The sequence below is a fragment of the Neobacillus sp. B4I6 genome (assembly GCF_050434045.1).
Taxonomy (GTDB): domain Bacteria; phylum Bacillota; class Bacilli; order Bacillales; family Cytobacillaceae; genus Neobacillus.
This window is the reverse complement of the sequence record NZ_JBNPWB010000002.1, coordinates 2,566,425-2,585,298: the sequence shown is the minus strand read 5'-3', so window position 1 is coordinate 2,585,298 and position 18,874 is coordinate 2,566,425. Positions and strand designations below refer to the sequence as shown.

16 protein-coding genes, 1 pseudogene and 1 riboswitch are annotated in these 18,874 nt (G+C 38.2%); of the genes and pseudogenes, 12 read left to right on the top strand and 5 right to left on the bottom strand.

The window, feature by feature from the left end; genetic code table 11:
• The first annotated feature begins 183 nt into the window (after nt 1-183).
• The 6 genes from allC to QF028_RS14775 all read left to right on the top strand — a co-directional run bounded on the left by allC (nt 184) and on the right by QF028_RS14775 (nt 7,031).
• On the top strand, nt 184-1,431 hold the full coding sequence (gene allC / locus QF028_RS14800; RefSeq protein ID WP_429466496.1) for an allantoate deiminase: 1,248 nt from the start codon (nt 184-186) through the stop codon (nt 1,429-1,431).
• A gap of 15 nt (nt 1,432-1,446) precedes the next feature.
• Nucleotides 1,447-2,700 carry a pyridoxal-phosphate-dependent aminotransferase family protein gene (locus tag QF028_RS14795; RefSeq protein ID WP_429466494.1) on the top strand — a complete coding sequence of 418 codons (1,254 nt, stop codon included), beginning with the start codon at nt 1,447-1,449 and terminating at the stop codon, nt 2,698-2,700.
• 252 nt (nt 2,701-2,952) lie between these two features.
• Complete coding sequence (locus tag QF028_RS14790) at nt 2,953-4,530, top strand: phytoene desaturase family protein (protein WP_429472351.1); 1,578 nt, start codon at nt 2,953-2,955, stop codon at nt 4,528-4,530.
• Between the two features lie 251 nt (nt 4,531-4,781).
• Entirely contained in the window at nt 4,782-5,249 is a 468-nt protein-coding gene (locus tag QF028_RS14785; protein WP_429466492.1) for a CoxG family protein, read from the top strand.
• A 286-nt stretch (nt 5,250-5,535) separates the two neighbouring features.
• A complete protein-coding gene (locus QF028_RS14780; protein WP_429466490.1) occupies nt 5,536-6,327 on the top strand; it encodes a hypothetical protein in 792 nt (263 codons plus the stop codon).
• Between the two features lie 11 nt (nt 6,328-6,338).
• Nucleotides 6,339-7,031, top strand: coding sequence for an RNA-guided endonuclease TnpB family protein (locus QF028_RS14775; RefSeq protein WP_429472349.1), 693 nt, complete (start codon nt 6,339-6,341; stop codon nt 7,029-7,031).
• A gap of 759 nt (nt 7,032-7,790) precedes the next feature.
• On the opposite strand, the gene QF028_RS14770 is transcribed toward QF028_RS14775, so the two are convergent.
• Both QF028_RS14770 and QF028_RS14765 read right to left on the bottom strand, forming a co-directional pair.
• Nucleotides 7,791-7,946 (bottom strand): hypothetical protein, encoded by a 156-nt coding sequence (locus tag QF028_RS14770; protein WP_214716742.1) that lies wholly within the window; start codon nt 7,944-7,946, stop codon nt 7,791-7,793.
• 862 nt (nt 7,947-8,808) lie between these two features.
• Nucleotides 8,809-8,937 carry a hypothetical protein gene (locus tag QF028_RS14765; protein WP_168243370.1) on the bottom strand — a complete coding sequence of 43 codons (129 nt, stop codon included), beginning with the start codon at nt 8,935-8,937 and terminating at the stop codon, nt 8,809-8,811.
• 155 nt (nt 8,938-9,092) lie between these two features.
• Nucleotides 9,093-9,237: riboswitch (cyclic di-AMP (ydaO/yuaA leader) on the top strand.
• A 159-nt stretch (nt 9,238-9,396) separates the two neighbouring features.
• Here QF028_RS14765 and QF028_RS14760 point away from each other — a divergent pair.
• The gene (locus tag QF028_RS14760) at nt 9,397-11,223 is read left to right on the top strand and encodes an APC family permease (RefSeq protein ID WP_429466487.1); all 1,827 of its coding nucleotides are present in this window, start codon (nt 9,397-9,399) and stop codon (nt 11,221-11,223) included.
• A gap of 481 nt (nt 11,224-11,704) precedes the next feature.
• Here the strand turns inward: QF028_RS14760 and QF028_RS14755 are convergent, their stop codons facing one another.
• Complete coding sequence (locus QF028_RS14755; protein ID WP_429472656.1) at nt 11,705-11,980, bottom strand: hypothetical protein; 276 nt, start codon at nt 11,978-11,980, stop codon at nt 11,705-11,707.
• Nucleotides 11,981-12,217: 237 nt separating this feature from the next.
• On the opposite strand from QF028_RS14755, the gene QF028_RS14750 reads away from it, so the two are divergent.
• Entirely contained in the window at nt 12,218-12,355 is a 138-nt protein-coding gene (locus QF028_RS14750; RefSeq protein WP_410882879.1) for a hypothetical protein, read from the top strand.
• A 211-nt stretch (nt 12,356-12,566) separates the two neighbouring features.
• Here QF028_RS14750 and QF028_RS14745 read toward each other — a convergent pair whose 3' ends face one another.
• Complete coding sequence (locus tag QF028_RS14745; protein WP_429466485.1) at nt 12,567-13,436, bottom strand: LysR family transcriptional regulator; 870 nt, start codon at nt 13,434-13,436, stop codon at nt 12,567-12,569.
• A gap of 364 nt (nt 13,437-13,800) precedes the next feature.
• Here QF028_RS14745 and QF028_RS14740 point away from each other — a divergent pair.
• Nucleotides 13,801-14,695: pseudogene (locus QF028_RS14740) on the top strand (DMT family transporter).
• 181 nt (nt 14,696-14,876) lie between these two features.
• Here QF028_RS14740 and QF028_RS14735 read toward each other — a convergent pair.
• Nucleotides 14,877-15,638 carry an MBL fold metallo-hydrolase gene (locus QF028_RS14735; protein WP_429466483.1) on the bottom strand — a complete coding sequence of 254 codons (762 nt, stop codon included), beginning with the start codon at nt 15,636-15,638 and terminating at the stop codon, nt 14,877-14,879.
• A 118-nt stretch (nt 15,639-15,756) separates the two neighbouring features.
• Here QF028_RS14735 and QF028_RS14730 point away from each other — a divergent pair, with 118 nt between their 5' ends.
• The 3 genes from QF028_RS14730 (at nt 15,757) to QF028_RS14720 (ending at nt 18,757) form a co-directional block, all read left to right on the top strand.
• Entirely contained in the window at nt 15,757-16,167 is a 411-nt protein-coding gene (locus tag QF028_RS14730; RefSeq protein WP_429466481.1) for an Lrp/AsnC family transcriptional regulator, read from the top strand.
• 290 nt (nt 16,168-16,457) lie between these two features.
• Complete coding sequence (locus tag QF028_RS14725) at nt 16,458-17,483, top strand: ROK family protein (protein WP_429466479.1); 1,026 nt, start codon at nt 16,458-16,460, stop codon at nt 17,481-17,483.
• Nucleotides 17,484-17,527: 44 nt separating this feature from the next.
• A complete protein-coding gene (locus tag QF028_RS14720) occupies nt 17,528-18,757 on the top strand; it encodes an MFS transporter (protein WP_429466477.1) in 1,230 nt (409 codons plus the stop codon).
• The last annotated feature ends 117 nt before the right edge of the window (nt 18,758-18,874 follow it).

The window sequence follows — 18,874 nt, the reverse complement described above, 5'->3', positions numbered from 1 at the left end:
AAAGAAACACTACAAATTATGTATTTGCCATCTATATTATCATGATTTGGTTATTTTGCATAAAAGATAATCAGAATTTTTACGAATCGTCTAATGAAGTTCATTTTGATTGAATGTAAACTAGGAATATAACCAGTTTAATGTAAGGAAAGATAATATAACTAATTACGAGGAGTGAAGTGGATGGCCATTCAAGTAGACAAACAGTTTTTAGAAAAAGGTCATGTGGGAGCAATGATTGAATGGCTTGCTTCGATTGGAAAAACGGAGAATGGGGGCGTAACAAGACTTTTGTATTCTCCATCCTGGCTCGATGCGCAGCTGGCGTTAAAGAATAAAATGGACCAAGCGAAACTAGTTACGTATTTTGACAGTGTCGGAAATTTATTTGGAAGATTCCCAGGAACAGAATCCAATGGGAAAACAATCTTGACCGGCTCTCACATCGATACGGTAGTCGATGGTGGGAAATACGATGGTGCCTATGGAATCATCGCCAGTTTCATTGCTGTATTAAGGCTATTTCAAACCTATGGGTACCCAAAGAAAACGATAGAAGTCGTCTCTTTATGCGAAGAAGAAGGAAGTCGTTTTCCGCTTACCTTTTGGGGGTCGAGAAATATCAGTGGTTCCTACAACCTTGAATCGGTAAAAGCTATAAAGGACCCAGAGGGAATTGAATTTTTAGAAGCGATGAATCAAGCGGGTTTTGATCCTGAAAAGTATACTCCTCCAGTTCGGGATGATGTGGAACGCTTTGTGGAGATTCATATTGAACAAGGGATGATTCTTGAGAAAAATCAGAATCAGATTGGGATTGTGACCCATATTGTCGGACAACGCCGCTTTACGGTTCACATCAATGGAGAAAGTAACCACGCGGGGACGACTCCGATGCAGTATCGTAAGGATGCCGTGAGTACAGCCGCCCATTTTATTTCTTTTTTAACAGAAAAAGCGAGGGGTGTTGATCCGCAATTAGTCGCAACGGTTGGAAGGCTAAACGTCAAACCGAATGTTCCGAATGTAATCGCAGGTGAGGTAGAGTTTAGCCTCGATATTCGACATCATCAGGAAGCTGTTATTGATCATTATTGTAACGAGATTTTCACGGAGTTTAATCGAGTAGCTGAAAGCTTAAATATAGAAGTGGCAATTTCCCAGTGGATGGATGTAAAGCCGGTTAAGATGGATGTTGAGATGTACGCGTGGACCCGTGAAATTGCAGAGGAGAGAAACTACCGTTATCAAGAAATGATCTCAGGTGCTGGACATGATGCCCAAGTATTTGGTTCCGTCTGCGCCACCTCATTATTATTTGTACCGAGCCAGAATGGAATCAGCCATTCACCAAAAGAATTTACGAGTTTGGAAGAGTTAGAAACAGGAATTGAACTTTTAACTGAACTATTATATAAACTAGCCTATTAACGGGAGATGTTAGAAATGACTTTTTCAGAGCTGCAAACACCAATGCGAACCATTATGACCCCAGGACCGGTTGAAGTGGACCCCCGTGTCTTACGGGCCATGAGTACACCTATTTTAGGACAATTTGATCCGGCGTTTACGGATATTATGAACCAAGTCATGGAAATGCTTCGCCAAGTTTTTCAAACGAAGAACCAGTGGGCATTTCCGATCGATGGCACTTCGCGCTCCGGAAATGAAGCGATCCTTTGCAGCATCATTGAACCAGGAGATCGGGTGCTTGTACCGATTTATGGGAGATTCGGTCATTTATTAGTAGAGATTTGTGAAAGATATGGTGCGGAAGTATATACAATGGAATGCCCGTGGGGAGAAGTGTTTGATCCGCAAACTGTAATCGATGAATTAGAGAGGGTATCTCCGAAAATTTTAGCGATTGTTCATGGAGAGACGTCCACAGGTAGAATGCAGCCTCTTAAGGAGATTGGAATGGCATGTCGTGAACGGGACGTATTGTTCGTGGTGGATGCTGTTGCTTCAATCGGTGGTGTAGAAGTCAAAACCGATGAATGGTATATTGACGGTTTAATAGGCGGTACCCAAAAATGCTTGTCCGTTCCATCTGGGATGGCACCAATCACTTTTAATGAACGAATTGAACGTATCCTTACTGCTCGTAAAAAGGTCGAACGCGGGATAGCGACAGAGGAGGACCTGCTCTATTCCCGAAGCAGACATCCGATTGCAAGCAATTATTTTGATTTAAGTATGCTTCAAGATTATTGGGGCCCAAGAAGACTCAATCATCATACCGAGGCCACTTCAATGATTTATGCTTTGTACGAGGGACTGAGACTGGTGTTAGCTGAAGGACTAGATGAGCGATTTGACCGCCATAGGTATCATGAAACAGCGTTAGTGGCGGGGCTAGAGGCAATGGGATTGAATCTGTTTGGCGATGAGGAACATAAACTGCCGTGTGTAACCTGTATAGAAATTCCGAGCGGTGTGGATGGTGAATCCGTACGAAAAATGCTCCTCGATGCATTTAGTATTGAAATAGCATCCTCCTTTGGCCCACTTCACGGAAAAATTTGGAGAATAGGAACTATGGGATATAGCTGCCGTAAAGAAAATATTCTTGCTGTTCTAGGTGCACTAGAAGCGGTTTTAATTCGTCACGGAGTAAACGTTAATCGTGGACAAGCATTACAGGCTGCCCTTGATGTATATGCAGTAGAGATTAATCATTTGTTAGCCTTGAAATAGAGGTGTAGTTGAATGACTGGATATGATCTGCTGATTCTTTACACAGGACGAGCTGCTGCCTTTTTTTATTGATTGCATTTCGCAAAAAATTGCACATTCAATCTAACAAAGCAAGGTTTTCTTGAAGTGTCTCACTATTGGTAGTAACTGCTTAAAATTTTTTATAAAAGCACTAGATTTAGTACTTAGTATCCATCCTCCAGAATATCTTTTTACGTAGATATGGCTTGATCCTATTAAAGGAGAGATTTGATGGATAACTTTGATGTCATTATGATTGGAAGCGGCCATAATGCTTTAATTACGGCTACCTATTTAACGCGGGCGGGTCGCAGCGTCCTAGTTTTAGAAAAAAATGATCGCCCGGGCGGATTTCTGCGTACCGAAGAACTGACGCTGCCAGGGTTCAAACATGATGTGTTTGCTGCTGCACATCCTCTCTTTACAACCGGACCAGCCTACGCTGAACTAAGAGGGGATCTAGAAGCACGCGGGCTCCGATACATAAATACGGACCTGCCGACCGGTGTTTCGATGGAAGACGGACGAACTGCTGTCCTGCCTAGTTCATTTGAAGAGCTCATCGCTGAGGCAGAACGGCTTGCTCCCGGAGACGGCGCAGCACTTGCCGGCATGTTTGAACAGTTAAATCCATATGTTAACGATGTATTTGGATTATTCAATATGGATCTCTCCAGTCCTGAAGCTGCACCGATTCTGAAGCGCTTGCTTCACGAAGGGGGCTGGGCGGGCTATTCGACTTTCGCTGCCTCGCTAGTTACAACCGCCCGTAATACGGTCAGTTCTCTTCAGTCACCGGTGACGCGGGCGATGCTGGCTTCCTGGGTCACACACCTTGGCCGCACGCCGGATGAAGTCGGAAGCGGGATTTGGGTACCGCTGACGGTGCTGGCACTGATGGGCGGTGGGATGCCGATACCTGAAGGCGGTAGTGAGAAACTGGTTCAAGCATTATCTCAACTGATAAAGGATCAAGGCGGCGAGATTCTTACCCATACTCATGTTGAGCAGATCCTAGTGGAGAACGGTCGAGCGATTGGCGTCCGAACTTCAAAGGGGAAAAAGTATCGTGCTAAGCAGGCAGTCGTGGCCTCAACCACACCTGATCAGCTCTATCTCTCGCTCTTGGCCGATACAGAGATTTCACCACCACTTCGGGCACAAGCGAAACAATACCGATATGGCCGTGGCTGCGTCCAAATTCATCTAGCACTAAGTGAGCCGCCAAACTGGCCAGATAAACGGTTTAACCGTGTCGGGCAGCCGCATCTAACAGATGGACTGGACGGATTTACTCTAGCGATTGCCCAAGGGGCGGCCAATCTGCTTCCGTCTAATCCTACCTTTACAGTCGATTGTTCTACCAACCTCGATCCAACGAGAGCACCGGAAGGAAAAGCAATCATGCGCATTCAAGTGCTGGAAGTGCCCATCCGTCCACGTAGGGATGCGGCTAACCTTATCGATGTCGGAGATGGTACATGGACGCATGATTTAACCGAGCGGTTCACAGAACGCGTGCTAAATGTGGTGAGTAAGCATATCCCAAACATCCCAAGTGCGGTGATTGGAAAACATGTCGTCACCCCAGATACGATTGCCAGGTTTAACCCGAACGCAGGACCGGGGGATCCCTACGGCGGGGCGCACGATTTGGCGCAAAGCTATCTTTTTAGACCATTACCAGGGCAGCCGGGTCATCAGACAGCTATTCCAAATGTGTATATGCTCGGTGCCGCAACCTGGCCTGGACATGGAGTGAATGGCGGATCAGGTTATATAGTTGCGCAGCAGCTTCTCTCACAATAAAATATCTGAAAAGAGTAAGACCCTATTTCCCAGTGGAAGTAGGCTTTTTTTAATAATAGGAGAATCAGAGATGAATTCTTCATCGTGATAGGCGAAAGACAAATTTATTGTTTTTGCTGCGAGATTTGTCCTTCATACCGTTTAGACGGCCAATCATAAAAAACAGCATATTCAGTTCCTTTTAACCATTTACAATCCAATTGAATACATATAATTGATTGTAATTTTTGTGGTCAATTGGAGGGGGAACAGTGAAATTCGCGTACGAATACACATTCGGGCTTCCAAGGAACATTGTGTGGAAATATATCAAGGATGAAAAGGTGCTGCGGAACTCACTCCCTGGTTGTAAGTCTTTTTCAGAAGTGACCAGAGGTGTATACCAAGCTGAAGTGGAGATAAAAATGGGCCCCATACAAGATCACTTTGTCCTTGAGATTCGACTCCATGAGAAGAAGCCATCCTCCATCCTTCAATTACAAGTAATTGGAACGGGTAATATCGGAGAAATTTCCGGTAAAGCTGAACTTTATTTTAATGATCAACAAGGGGCGACCCAACTAAACTGTAAAGCTGAAGCACAGGTAAAAGGTGCCATCGCTTTGGCAGGTCAGCGGGTATTAGAGGGTGGAGCTAATAAGGGTTTAGAGACGTTTTTTCAAAAAGTAGAAAAGGAAATAAAAAGGAGTCTTTATTATTTGAAAAAAAAGGGCAGGTGAAAAGAGTTCCATTAGTCGAATCGATCTCTATTCCTGTAACCATCATGGCGGGAAATGTAAATTGGCAATAAATAGAACAAGGAGCAGTGGTCTAAGGCCGCTGCTCCTTGTTCTATTTATCAAAAAGCAGCGTAAAACCCCTAGCTTTGGATATGGGGATATATGCTGTATTTTTGTTCGTTTTTTTAGGATAATGCAAGTAATTTTACTATACATTCTTTGAAATTCTTTGGTATAATGGAATTACAAATAGAACACTTGTTCCTGTAAAAAAGGAGTGTACGAAATGTATCGATCCTATAAAATACAAATTCAGCCGGAACATGAATTGTTCGACTACTGTGACTCACTCTGTTTTAAAGCGAAAAACTTGTACAATATCACCAATTACTATATTAGACAGGTTTACACAGCTTTAAAAAAAGAAACTAGAAATGAAAATCAACTTCAAGTTCTAACAGATATTCAAGTCCATTTACCTCAAATGAATAAAATTCGTCTAAAAAGTTTTGAAAGAGCCAAATCTAAGCCTCAAAAAGTCGATAATAATGGTCATGTTTTGGAGCCAAAACCAAAGCTTTTTGAAATGCCCCATCCAGAGAAAGCATTCCTTCCCTATACCTTTGTAGAAGCACTGTTTAAAGTGATGAAACAAACCGATTACCTTTCTATGCCCTCTCAGTCCAATCAACAAACAATAAAAAAGGTATATGATGATTGGAAAAGTTTCTTCGAAGCCTATAAGAAATATAAAACCATGCCTACTAGCTTTTCCGGAAAGCCAAAGATTCCAAAATACAAATCGAAAAATGGACGCACGACCTGTTATTTAACCAATCAAATTACCAAAATTAAAAATGGAAATATGCTTTCATTACCAGGAACTCCTCTTACATTAAAACTGGGAAAAATCGCACATATAGATGGTAAACTACAACAAGTGCGGATTGTCCCGTCCTATGGGCGGTATGTAATGGAAGTCGTTTTTAAAAGTGAACAGGAAAAGGAGATCAAACGATCAGAAAAACAATTAAATGAGTGGGTATTTGAGCCGAACCGAGTAATGGGTATTGATTAGGCGTAGATAACCTGGCAACTATCATCGATAACACGGGGCTAAAGCCTCTGCTTATCAAGGGCAAATGGTTAAAATCGATCAATCAATACTATAACAAATTAAGAGCCAAATACATGAGTATCCTTCGAAATGGAAAAGGACCAAAGGAAGGGAAGTTTCACACGACAAGATTAATTTCATTAGACCGAAAAAGAAATATTCGAGTCATGGATTTTTTACATAAGGCTAGTGCAAAAGTGGTCGAGATTGCTCAAGAAAGAACCATTGATACAATCATCATTGGAAAAAATGAGGGTTGGAAGATGGAGGTTGATATGCAAAAGACTACTAAACAAACCTTCATACAAATCCCCTATACCACTTTCATAGGAATGATTCGATACAAAGCAGAGCGACATGGAATTCAAGTCATTGTTCGAGAAGAAAGCTATACCTCCAAGTCTAGTTTCTTGAATCATGACCCGATTCCAACTTACGGGGAAGAGCACCAAACTAATTTTAGCGGGTATAGAAGCAGTCGAGCTTTTTACAAAATCAAAGGTTCTAAGATTTTGATCCATGCCGATGTGAATGGAGCTTTTAATATTGTCCGTAAACATACCAATGATGTCTTCGAAGGACTGGAGAGAAAACAGTTCCTCCAATCCCCACGAAAAATAATCATCATAAAGAAAAGAAAGGCAAAGCTGAAGACCTCGGTCTGATGTAGTAGCGGGACTTGTGGTAGCCCTCGTAAAGACAATGCGGCTTTAAAGCCTATTCTTTCGAAACCCCTAGCTTCAGCTATGGGGATACTCATATTGGGGCAGCTTTTTTAATTGTTAATCATTGAACTTAAGCTAACGGGGGCGTGTACTTGAAAATCAGGGCTACCAATCGGGTGGCTCTTTTTGTAAATAACCAAAGGAGCAGGCTAGCTGAAAAGATTTGATATAATGTAGAGAATACCTAATATGGAAAAAGGTGGTCTTGTATGGATAAAAGTGTGCAAGCAGATAGTTTAGGTGCCCTATACGGAGAAATTAAACGATAAGACAATAATAGCAGTAGGTGATTAAAGTTTCTTGAATAATCCAATGTGGATTTATGAAGATCCATAACTGGAATTTTTGTAAATGCTGGCAGACTTATAAAAGCAATACAAGTGTTTATATGTCAGATTTAATAAAGATGATGGGGAGTAGCTAGGTAAGATAATGAAGGTATATAAGCTAAAGAATAATTTTAATGGAATAAAAAAGGGAACACAATTCTATTTGATTGCTGAATCTGAATTTATAGGTGTCAAAGATTATGTTTTACGAACTAGTGACTTAGCAATCAGGATATCAATTAATGAAAGGGAGCTGAATAAAAATTTTATTTTATTGAAACATAGCTAAACGGTTTGACAAGTTAATTCAATTAAAGTAACCACGGGTGAAAGAGTGAAGGAAAAATAAAAAACCACTCAGAGTGGTTTTTTAATCTTGCATTGCTCCTGCCTCTCGGGAAGTCATTGCACCTTGTCCTTGGCTTACATCTTTTTGAATTTCTTGTTTTACTTTTTGTGCATCAGTTCCGGCAAATTCTGGTCTCATAATAGAACCCACATTCTCTTTAGCTTGTTCCTGTTGCATAGAATTCCTCCGCATTTTATTATTTAACAATCTTATTATTTACAAAAAAACACTCGGTTTATCCTGAGGAAACAATTCCCTTAGTTGTGTAAGGAAATTGAAGCTGCATATGCCAAAGAAATAGAATGAATTTTTATTTGGTGTTGAAAAATGGAACCTATGCCTTTTTAGTTCCGATAGCTTATTAAAGTAACAGGATAGTTGAAGAAGAAGGTGGCAAAAAAAAGACCCTTATTGCATCAAATAATATATGAACTATGATATTTGTAATTAGATACAAAGGAAATCTACTGTATGTCAATTTAAGAATCCAGAGTGCTGAAAGAAAGAAAGGACCAAATACAAATGCAGTGTCACCGCTTATTTTAGGATTTACTTTTGTATAAAACAACCACCACCTACGTTTTTTACCTATCGTGTATAATATTTTTGAGATGACACTAATAAAAATAGTAGCGGGTAAAAATCTAATTATTGTTCTCCGACCTAATATAGGGAATGAAAGCCAGGGTAGAACAAACAGTAATATTAATAGCATCTTTGGTTTCTTCATTATGCACCTCTAATTTTCTCATTAAGGAAATCAATGAGCGATTAGGTTTTATCCTTTATATCTGATCCGTGAATATTAATTACATACAAACTACAAAAGTCCACCCCTGAGGGTTCAAGGAAGAGTGCAATTAAAGAGCTGCTGCTTGTTAAGCTGACGGGTGCTTATGTTGATAATCCAGCTGCCATCGAAGCAGGTTTTTTCTTCAGCTAACGGTCAGGTTAGTTTAGTAAGCAGAGGACAACAAAAGAACCGCTTCAATGCGGTTTATAGATTCAATATTTAAGTTATTCCGTCTTAGCGTGCAATTTAATCAATATCATTGTTGGTAGGCTCTACATATTGTTCATTTGTAGGACGTCCAAATTGTTTGTTAATTTCTTTAGCTAATTCATCTAAAAAGTCATCAGATAAAAAGGGACTATTTTCTTTGAACATATAATTCCTCATTTCCGTGTGGAATTTTAAAATCTTCTACGAGGTTGAAATAATATCTATATTACTAACATTACCACTGTCCTAAAGTTTTAATCTTTTTACATAAATTTCATTTACTTTTGCTACTTACAGGAGTAATATAATCACAGTTTCAAATTCTTAAGTCGCTGAAACCATATGGTACGGGGGAACCATTTTTGTGGGTTGTTATTTAATCCACGGGGTGAATCCTTTTAAGGTAGGGCTACTCAAAGGTCCGAATCCGACAGCTAACCTCGTAAGCGTTAAATGAGAAGGAAGGTGGAGCTTGTGATACAAGAAAAATGACGTGTCTACAGGTCTATTTACTATGGCTTGTAGGCACTTTTTTTATTTATATAAAAATATTGTTCTTTTTGTGGAAATTACCGTTTAAAGGGTAATATAAAACTATTAACACTATTGGGTGGTGAGTATTTAATGATTTCAGCCTTAAAAAGGTTTTTAATTGGACGTCCTTTAAAATCCAATGAATTAGGAGAACAGAAACTTAACAAAACGAAGGCATTAGCTATACTTTCATCTGATGCTCTATCATCGGTGGCATATGGTCCTGAACAAATACTGATAGTTTTAGTTACAGTTGGTGCAGCTGCATTTTGGTATTCAATTCCTATCGCAGTTGGTGTATTAATACTTTTAACAGCTCTTATCTTGTCTTATAGGCAAATCATCTTCGCGTATCCTCACGGTGGGGGAGCATATGTGGTTTCAAAAAATAACTTAGGTGTAAATCCTGGCTTAATAGCTGGAGGCTCTCTATTGGTAGACTACATACTAACTGTTGCTGTAAGTGTGTCTGCTGGTACTGACGCTATAACATCTGCCTTTCCGAACTTACATAAATTTAATGTCGAAATTGCCATTGTATTCGTCATTTTAATTACAATTTTAAATTTAAGAGGAGTAACGGAGTCCGCATCAATTTTAGCCTACCCCGTGTACTTGTTCGTATTAGCGTTGTTCATATTAATTGGTGTGGGAATTTATAATATTCTAACAGGAGGAGTTTCGCCTGAATTACATCCCCCAATTGGTACACCTGTTACCGGAATCAGTTTGTTTATTCTTTTAAGGGCGTTTGCCTCGGGAAGTTCCGCCTTAACTGGGGTTGAAGCTATATCCAATGCAATTCCTAACTTCAAAGATCCCGCACCTAATAATGCTTCCAAAACGTTAATGATGATGGGCGCATTACTTGCCATATTATTTTCAGGAATTATTTATTTAGCCTACTATTATGGGATTACGCCAAGAGCAGAGGTAACCGTTGTATCACAGATTGCTGAGGAGACTTTCGGTCGCAATTTCATGTACTTTTTTATTCAAGGTACTACAGCATTAATTTTAATCCTTGCTGCAAATACTGGTTATTCTGCTTTCCCATTGCTGGCAGTTAATCTTGCAAAAGATAAGTTTATTCCAAGGATGTTTCTTGTTAGAGGAGACCGATTGGGATACTCAAATGGCATTATCATACTTGCCATCACTTCAATCATTTTAATTATTGCTTTTCAGGCAGAAACAGAGCATCTAATTCCTCTTTATGCTGTTGGAGTGTTTATTCCATTTACCTTGTCCCAAACCGGAATGATCGTTAAATGGATTCGCGAGAAGCCTCAGGGGTGGTTTCCAAAACTAATAATTAATACAATAGGGGCCATTATTAGCTTTATTGTCACAATGATGTTCTTTTTAACTAAATTCACTCAAGTATGGTCGGTATTAGTTTTTTTACCAATTATTCTTTTTGTTTTCTACCGAATTAGAAAGCATTATGAAGCAGTCGGTGCCCAGCTTAGCCTCACAACTTGTGAACCATTGATGCCAATTGAAGGAAATGTACTAATAGTTCCTGTTGCTGGCATGACTAATGTGGTAGCGAATTCGATCAACTATGCAAAATCACTTTCTCAAGATCAAATTATTGCAGTATATGTCTCCTTTGAAAGAGATGACGAGAAAAACTTTGAAGAAAAATGGAAGAAGTGGCAACCAGATGTAAGACTGGTGACGCTGCACTCGCATTACAGAAGTATCATTAATCCTCTTACCAAATTTGTTGATACTATTGAACATAAAGCTAGTGAATCGAATTACCGAGTCACAGTAATCATCCCACAATTTATTACAAAGAAAGGTTGGCACAATATTCTGCATAATCAATCAAGTTTACTGATTCGGGCCTACTTACTGTTTCGGAGAAATGTTATTATCACGACTGTTCCTTATCATTTAAAAAAATAAAGACTATAAAAAATATCAATTCTTTCAGGCAGCTCTACTTTATATAGAGCTGCCTTTTATTATAGACAAGGGTAGCAATAATTACGAATTGAAGTTGCATTTTTACTTTTTGAACAAGGAAATCTCAAAACTGATTTGTCGGTAATATGGTAGGCACCTTCGGTGAATTCCTCGACTGAAGTATCTATAGCAGTAAGATTAGGTAAACTAATGTTGCTTAACAACAATCATTAAATCGCTCTGCTGCAACAGCCTAATTCTTATTTAGCTCCCTCAGTAAGATACAATTATCTCTCGAATACTCACTAATTCGCAGGATTTCAAAACACTTGAAAGGACTATAAGGGTTTGATTGAATGAGATTTTAGACACGAAGGCTGATTGAAGGCGTACTTAAATAAAGGATCAGAAATAAATCCAATGTTTTCCATATAATGTACGTATTCTCCACGCTACCCCTGGAGGTTTTCACTCCCATGTCTCAACGGATCAAATGCCCTATCATTCCTTCGATACACCTATCCAAGTGGTAGAGGCCGGTCTTTCTAACGGAACGGGTCTGAGCCCTTTTGCACAATAAATCCGGTACTCGTACTTTCTTTGAAATCCTACGAATAAGCCAATAACAAGGTGATCCAAACTCTATTCCTCTAAAATCCTGGGCACGTGCCACATGCTTAAATTTTGCAATATCCACCCCTATAATCAGGGTTTGAGAAGTAATTTGAGCAATCTTCTTATTTTGGTTATAATTCATTTTAAATCCTCCTGGTATTTGAGTGGTGTCCTTTTCGCTGGGGAGCTTTAGGACACTCTTATTCTACCAAGAGGTTATTTTTTTGTTCAAACTTCATTTTCACTCATTACAGGAATGCTGTCCCGTTAAATGAACAAGCACCTTCTCTTCTATTGCATTTAATACTCGAAGTATTTATAACGAATAATAATTAAATGTTTAAAACAAACTATACCTAACATAAAGGGAGGAACTGTTATGCGTGATAATACCAACTTTGCTGCTATTGTCTTTTTTTCGATTTTAGGCATTATTGCAACAACAATATTTAGCAATATCATCATATCTCAAAATAACAACATAAAATCAAAACTTGAAAACAAAAAACAAACCTGATTCCTTTCAAGAATACCTGGATTGGAATTTTTTATATCGCTTTCTTGATCAAAAGGGATCTTTCTAAAGCTGTTCTTACTGTACTAAGGGGCAGTTACAGAGGATCTCAATCGGTCCAAGGCCAGGAGCCAGTAAGTCCATCGGACTTCGACAAGGCAAAATGATGTGGTGTTTTAACAATGTGATTAAATGATTTCCCCATCACACTTTTTCACTCTCTGTTCCTAAATGATAAATATTCTAAAAATCTCTTGGACGCAAGGGAAAGTGATTTTTGCTCTCTCGTAGCAATACCAATACTTCTAAAAGCAGGAACTTCAAGCTCTTTCGCTATAATTTTGTGAGGAATACGCTGTAAAATCAATTCTGGTAATATACTGATTCCTAGCCCGTTTTCCACCATAGACATAATTGCATAGTCATCCCATGTTGTAAAATTAACTTGCGGCGAAATATGGTGCTTCTCAAAAATTTCAGAGATTTCTGCTTTTGCTCCCTTTTCCAATAGCATAAACGGACTGTTCAGTAAGTCGTTGATTGGAAACTTTTCGCAATTAGCAAGCGAATGATTTTCCGGAATCACTACCAGCAAACGGTCTTGCTCCAAAAAGATAGTTTCAAGTTCTGCTTTTGTCGGTAGCCGCACAAATCCGAAGTCAACACGTCCATTTAGAATCCAGCTTTCAATTTCAGTATAATCACCAAGCAGAAGTTCAAAATCTATCTTTGGGTAATCCTTCTTAAAAATTCTAATAATGTTAGGGAGCCAATGGGTTGCTACGCTAGAAAATGTCCCAATACGAATCATCCCAGACTGCATATCGTGTAAGTCTTCGATCTGCGTCATTAAGATTTCATGCTCATTACAGATTCGCTTTAATTGGGGCAGTAACTTTAAGCCATCCGAGGTTAAACTGATACCGGCACGTCCTCTTTCGAAAAGGAAAACCCCCCATTCCGTTTCTAAATCGTTAATCATACGGCTGATCCCAGACTGTGTATAGTCCAATGCTTCGGCAGCTTTTGTAAAGCTACCAAATTCTACTGCTTTGACAAATGCCATATATTTTTGGATATTCATATCTCTTTTCCTTTCCCATCTGGTTTCGTCATACATATCATGAGAAACATTCGTTTTTGTAATACACATCAATATGATATGTTATTACTATCAGAAATTCAAGTTAGGAAAGGAAAAGGTATATAAAGATGTTTTTTAGTGAGTGATATTATGGAAAAAGCACCAGACAGCTATAAGTCTCCGCTACTAGAAATGGTCTAAGAATCATAGACAAAGTTACAGATTTCATTTGAACAAGTGAATACAGATGAAGCATTTTCAATGGAGGACTGTATCGAGATCAATCAAAAATTGGATGTGAAAATGGTAAAAACTTAAGAATCTGCGAAATATAAGCTTTTTCGCAGATTCGTAGGAGGAGACGATGAAATCTAAAATTCAGTTTATATTATCAATGATTATTTTCGGTACAATTGGTTTAGTTGTTCGATACATTGATCTATCTTCGAGCGAAAGAGCTTTACTAAGCAGTTTCATAGGATGCTTATTTTTACTGTTAATATTCTTCATGATTAAGAAAAAAATATCATGGAATTTAGTTAAATCTAATGCTTTATTTTTGATTCTTTCAGGTATTGCATTGGGAGGAAATTGGATTTTTCTTTATCAATCGTATGACCATACGACAATTGCCAATGCAACGCTAGGTTATTACTTTGCACCTGTGTTTGTGATGATTCTTTCTCCCTTTGTACTTCGGGAACAATTATCCATTAAAAAAATTGTGTGTATTGGTGTAGCGATCATAGGTATGTTAATGATTGTAGGAGAAGGCGTGAGTGCATCCAAATCGGATGATATACTTGGACTTTCCTTTGGATTAATCGCAGCTGCATTTTATGCTGCGTTATTGCTTTTAAATAAATTTATTAAAGATATGGAAAAGTTAGAGCTGACCATCATTCAGCTTGGAACAACCACTTTACTTCTAATGCCATATGTTTTCTTGACTTCCGGCTTTGGTATCTTTGAAGTATCAAGTTCTTCCATTCCTTTTATTTTAATTTTAAGGGATCATCAATACAGGGATTGGATTTTGGTTATTTTTCTCTGGTATGGAAAAATTAAAAGGACAGAGTATAGCTATGCTAAGTTATTTAGATCCATTTGTAGCTATATTGATTTCTGCAATTTTCCTGCAAGAACAAATGACAATTGTTCAAATGCTTGGTGGTGTATTGCTATTAGGCTCTACATTTGTTAGTGAAATTAGATCAGTCAACTTTTCAAAACAATTAATGAAAACACCAGCTAAATAACGTTAAAAACAGTGGGAAGCATTCGTTTCCCACTGTTTTATAGTTTAGATTTTTTTTAGATTAAGGGTCTAATTTTTATGGATATTTCAATATAAGAATTGTACTTAAAGTTTCTTGTGCTTACGGGAGGTTCGTTGAATCAAAAAAGACAGAAAAAAATTATTTCTGTCTGATCTGATACTTAGAATAAGTATGATTCTCCGTCATCTGGCACCAAAACATTTGATGAGATTTTTTTTTCATTTATGAAACTTTTCAATGCTTCTCTCGATAAGGTCCAATGATTGACAGCTTCCATATGGACAGAAATAATTTTTGCATTAGGGGCAGTTTTGTAAACTTCATAGATGTCTTCTTTCCCCATAACTAGCGAACCACCTTGTAGGAATTGATTATCTCCACCGTTTACAACAATGATTTCTGGGTTATGTGTTGCAATTACTTCTTGGACCGCTTCATACCAAACTGTATCTCCAGCAACATATAAAGTTTTCTCATTTGTGTGCTTGAAGACAACACCACACACTAGACCAGCAAGCTTTAATATTTCTCCTCTTCCGTGCTCGCCTTTTGTTTTGATTAATTGGATCCCTTCAAAAACTGTATCTTCTTTTAGAACCTCTACATTTTGAAACCCATCGTTTCTAACTATTCCAGCATCTTCTTCATTTTGTACAAACATTTTTATATCTTTTGGCAAAACTTCTTTGGCAGCATCATCATAGTGATCTAAGTGTAGATGAGTTACAATAACAGCATCAACATTTTTAATAATATCGTCAATGGAGGTTGGTAAGCAGACTAAAGGATTATTTTGATCTTGCCTTAATGAATTGGGAAAGGGCGGATAAGTACCCTTCTCAGACAAAAATGGATCTATTAAAAACTTCTTCCCTGCATATTGGACAACTAATGTTGCATTACGAATTAATTGTAGATTCATATTCTTTAGCTCCTTTTTTTTAATGTACATATAGTTTATAATAGGACCGCTTTTTACTTACATAGAAAAAATCAAGTCTTTTTGCGGTTTCACTTGATTATTGAAAGGAATTGAATAAATGTTAGATAGCACGGATATACGAATCATAGATGAACTTTCCAAGAACAGCCGTATCACGATGAAGGAATTGGGTGAAAAAGTCCATTTGACTGGACAGGCTGCTTCAGCCAGGGTTGCGAAGTTAGAGGATAAAGGGATTATTGAGGGGTATAGCATAAAAGTCAATCAAGCAAAAATGGGGTATTCTGTTCACGCTATTATACATATTTATACGAAAAGCACGAACCATCAACCTTATTTGTCGTTCGTTAAAAAACAAGAACATTACGTCATAAACAACTACAAAATTAGTGGAGAAAGTTGTTATCTTCTCGAATGCAAATTTCCATCCAATGAAATATTAGATGGTTTTTTGACAAGCCTAAGTAATTTTGTGAGCTATAAACTATCGATTGTTATTAGTAAATAATACATCAATACAAATGAATTTAATAAATTAATTCGCATAAACAAACGGGGTCTTAAGTTTAAAAAATGGTTGCTGCGCAGCCTTTTTTTCTTGTTCCACTGACAGTTCAGGAAGTTTAAAAATGGCACCTGAATTTTGAATACAGAGCTATTCCATTTATAATCTCCATTGTTTCCGGAAAAATTATATGATATATTATCAACACGACTTATTAAAGAGATTTAATAAGTTTTTTGGTTGATACTTATTAAATCTCTTTAATAAGTCCATTTTAATAGGCGGTGACCTTTGTGAATACGACTCCAAAATCGATAGGGAAGGAAATCCTTCGCGGTATTCGTAAATCTCTTTTAGAACTTGGCAGTGCAACAAAAGTTGAACTTAGCAATAAATTAGAAATTAGTTTCCCTACCATAAGTAAATTCTTAACCCAGATGGAAAAGGATGGTGAACTGATTTCAGTTGGTCTTGATGATTCGAGTGGTGGAAGAAGGGCAAAAAGATATACATATAATCCAGAGTATATGTTAGGTATGGCAATCTTTTTAGAGAGGACAGAGACAAATTATATTGTCTTTAACTGTTTAGGTAAAGTGAAGAATGTTGGAAAAACCTCAAGTCTCTTAGCAGATGTAGATTTACGATTATTAACCGACTGTGTTGAAGAGATCAGAGAGAAATATCCAAATATTAGTTGTGTATCCATCGGTGTACCTGGTTCCGTGGATGATGGACGGATTATTTATATACCGGGGTATGAGCACCTTCAAAACTTCGATTTGAAGGGATACTTGGAAAGTCGTTTCTCAATACCTGTTGTAATAGAGAACGATATGAATGCGGCGGTGCTTGGATATTACGATAGTAAGGGAAATAAGAAAAATAAATCTCTTGTTTATTTATATTCAGGTCAAAATGGTCCAGGTGCTGGAATTATGGTAAATGGAGTCGTGGTACGAGGTAACACTAATTTTTCAGGAGAGGTTTCATTCGTTCCACAGTACGATGACCAAAATTTTGGCCAGGCTTTGCAAAATGAAAACAGGCCTATGAAAGCATTTATATGTGAGGACTATGAGGTCGACGCCATTAGCAGGTTAGTAGCTTCCTTTGTAGCTATCATTAATCCTCATACAATTATTTTTTGTGATGATGAAGTCAACCAATTTATCCTAGACCAAATTTTAGACCGAAGTGCAAAGTATATTCCAGCAGAGCATCTTCCAGAACTTATAATGAGTGATTGGAAACAAGATTATTTATTTGGATTACAAAGTCTTGGTCTTGATCTCATGATCACCGGAATAAACAGATAAGACAAATCAATACCTATTACAAAAAATTTAAAGGCGGGGTTATAATGGCTACATTCTTTTTAGTAATTATCTACATGGCTTTTATCAGCTTAGGTTTACCTGATTCATTGTTGGGAGTGTCATGGTCTTTGATGCAATCGGAATTTGGAGCTCACTTTGAGACAGCCGGTTTGCTTTTTATGACAATCGCTGGGGGAACGATCATTTCCAGTTTTGCTAGTGGAGTTGTACTTAAACGCTTCGGAACGGGCATTGTCACATTTTTCAGTTGTTTAATGACTGCTGGAGCACTGCTTGGGTTTCAATTTGCTCCTTCGCTTTTTTGGTTATTTATTTGTGCCATACCACTTGGATTAGGTGCAGGTGCCGTTGATTCGGGATTAAACAATTATGTAGCGACAAATTACAAAGCACACCATATGAGTTGGCTTCATTGTTTTTGGGGAGTTGGGGCTACACTAGGTCCCGTAATTATGGCTCAGTTTATTACAGGGCAACATTCTTGGAGAAACGGGTATCTTGCCATCGCTGGTCTGCAGTTTGTATTAGTTGTCATTCTTTTCTTCACTTTGCCTTTATGGAATAAGGTGAGAGGAAACAGCATTGTGATCTCTAATGAGACAGAAAATACAGATGATGGATTATATGGAGCAGATGCTAAATATCGAAAACCTTTGCAAATTAGGGGAGTTAAGCTAGCTTTGATATCTTTCTTGTTTTATTGTGGTGCGGAGGCAACAATGGGGCTTTGGGGAAGTAGTTTCCTGGTAAATGTTAAAGAATTATCCGTAGATGCAGCGGCAAAATGGGTTTCCTTGTATTACGCGGGTATCACAATCGGAAGATTTATTACAGGCTTTATTACCTTGAAAATAGGTAACCGCACGCTCATTCGGGTGGGGCAAATAATAGCATTAGCTGGTGCCGCATTCCTACTCCTACCATTGCCTCCCACTTTCTCGCTTGTCGGTTTTATTATGGTTGGATTAGGATTGGCACCGATATTTCCGTGTATGTTGCATGAAACGCCAACACGATTTGGGCAGGAACATTCCCAAACTATCATGGGGTATCAAATGGCCGTTGCTTATACAGGTAGTACGTTCCTGCCGCCACTTCTTGGTTTCATTGCAGCACACTCGACAATAGGAATCTTCCCATTTGTCATTGCAGGTTTTATTGCAATAATGCTCTTGGGTTCCGAAAAATTAAATATCAAATTGAATAGAGACAATTTAATAAGTGTAAAAAATAAAAACTCCACGGTAATTTAATGTATAAAGGGGTTTCCGTATTCAGTAACCTGCAATTAATTGAAGTAGAATGGATTCCAGAAGATCGTCATTAGAGGCGATCTTTTTTCTTTGTCGCTGTTTCAGATAAAAGAGTTA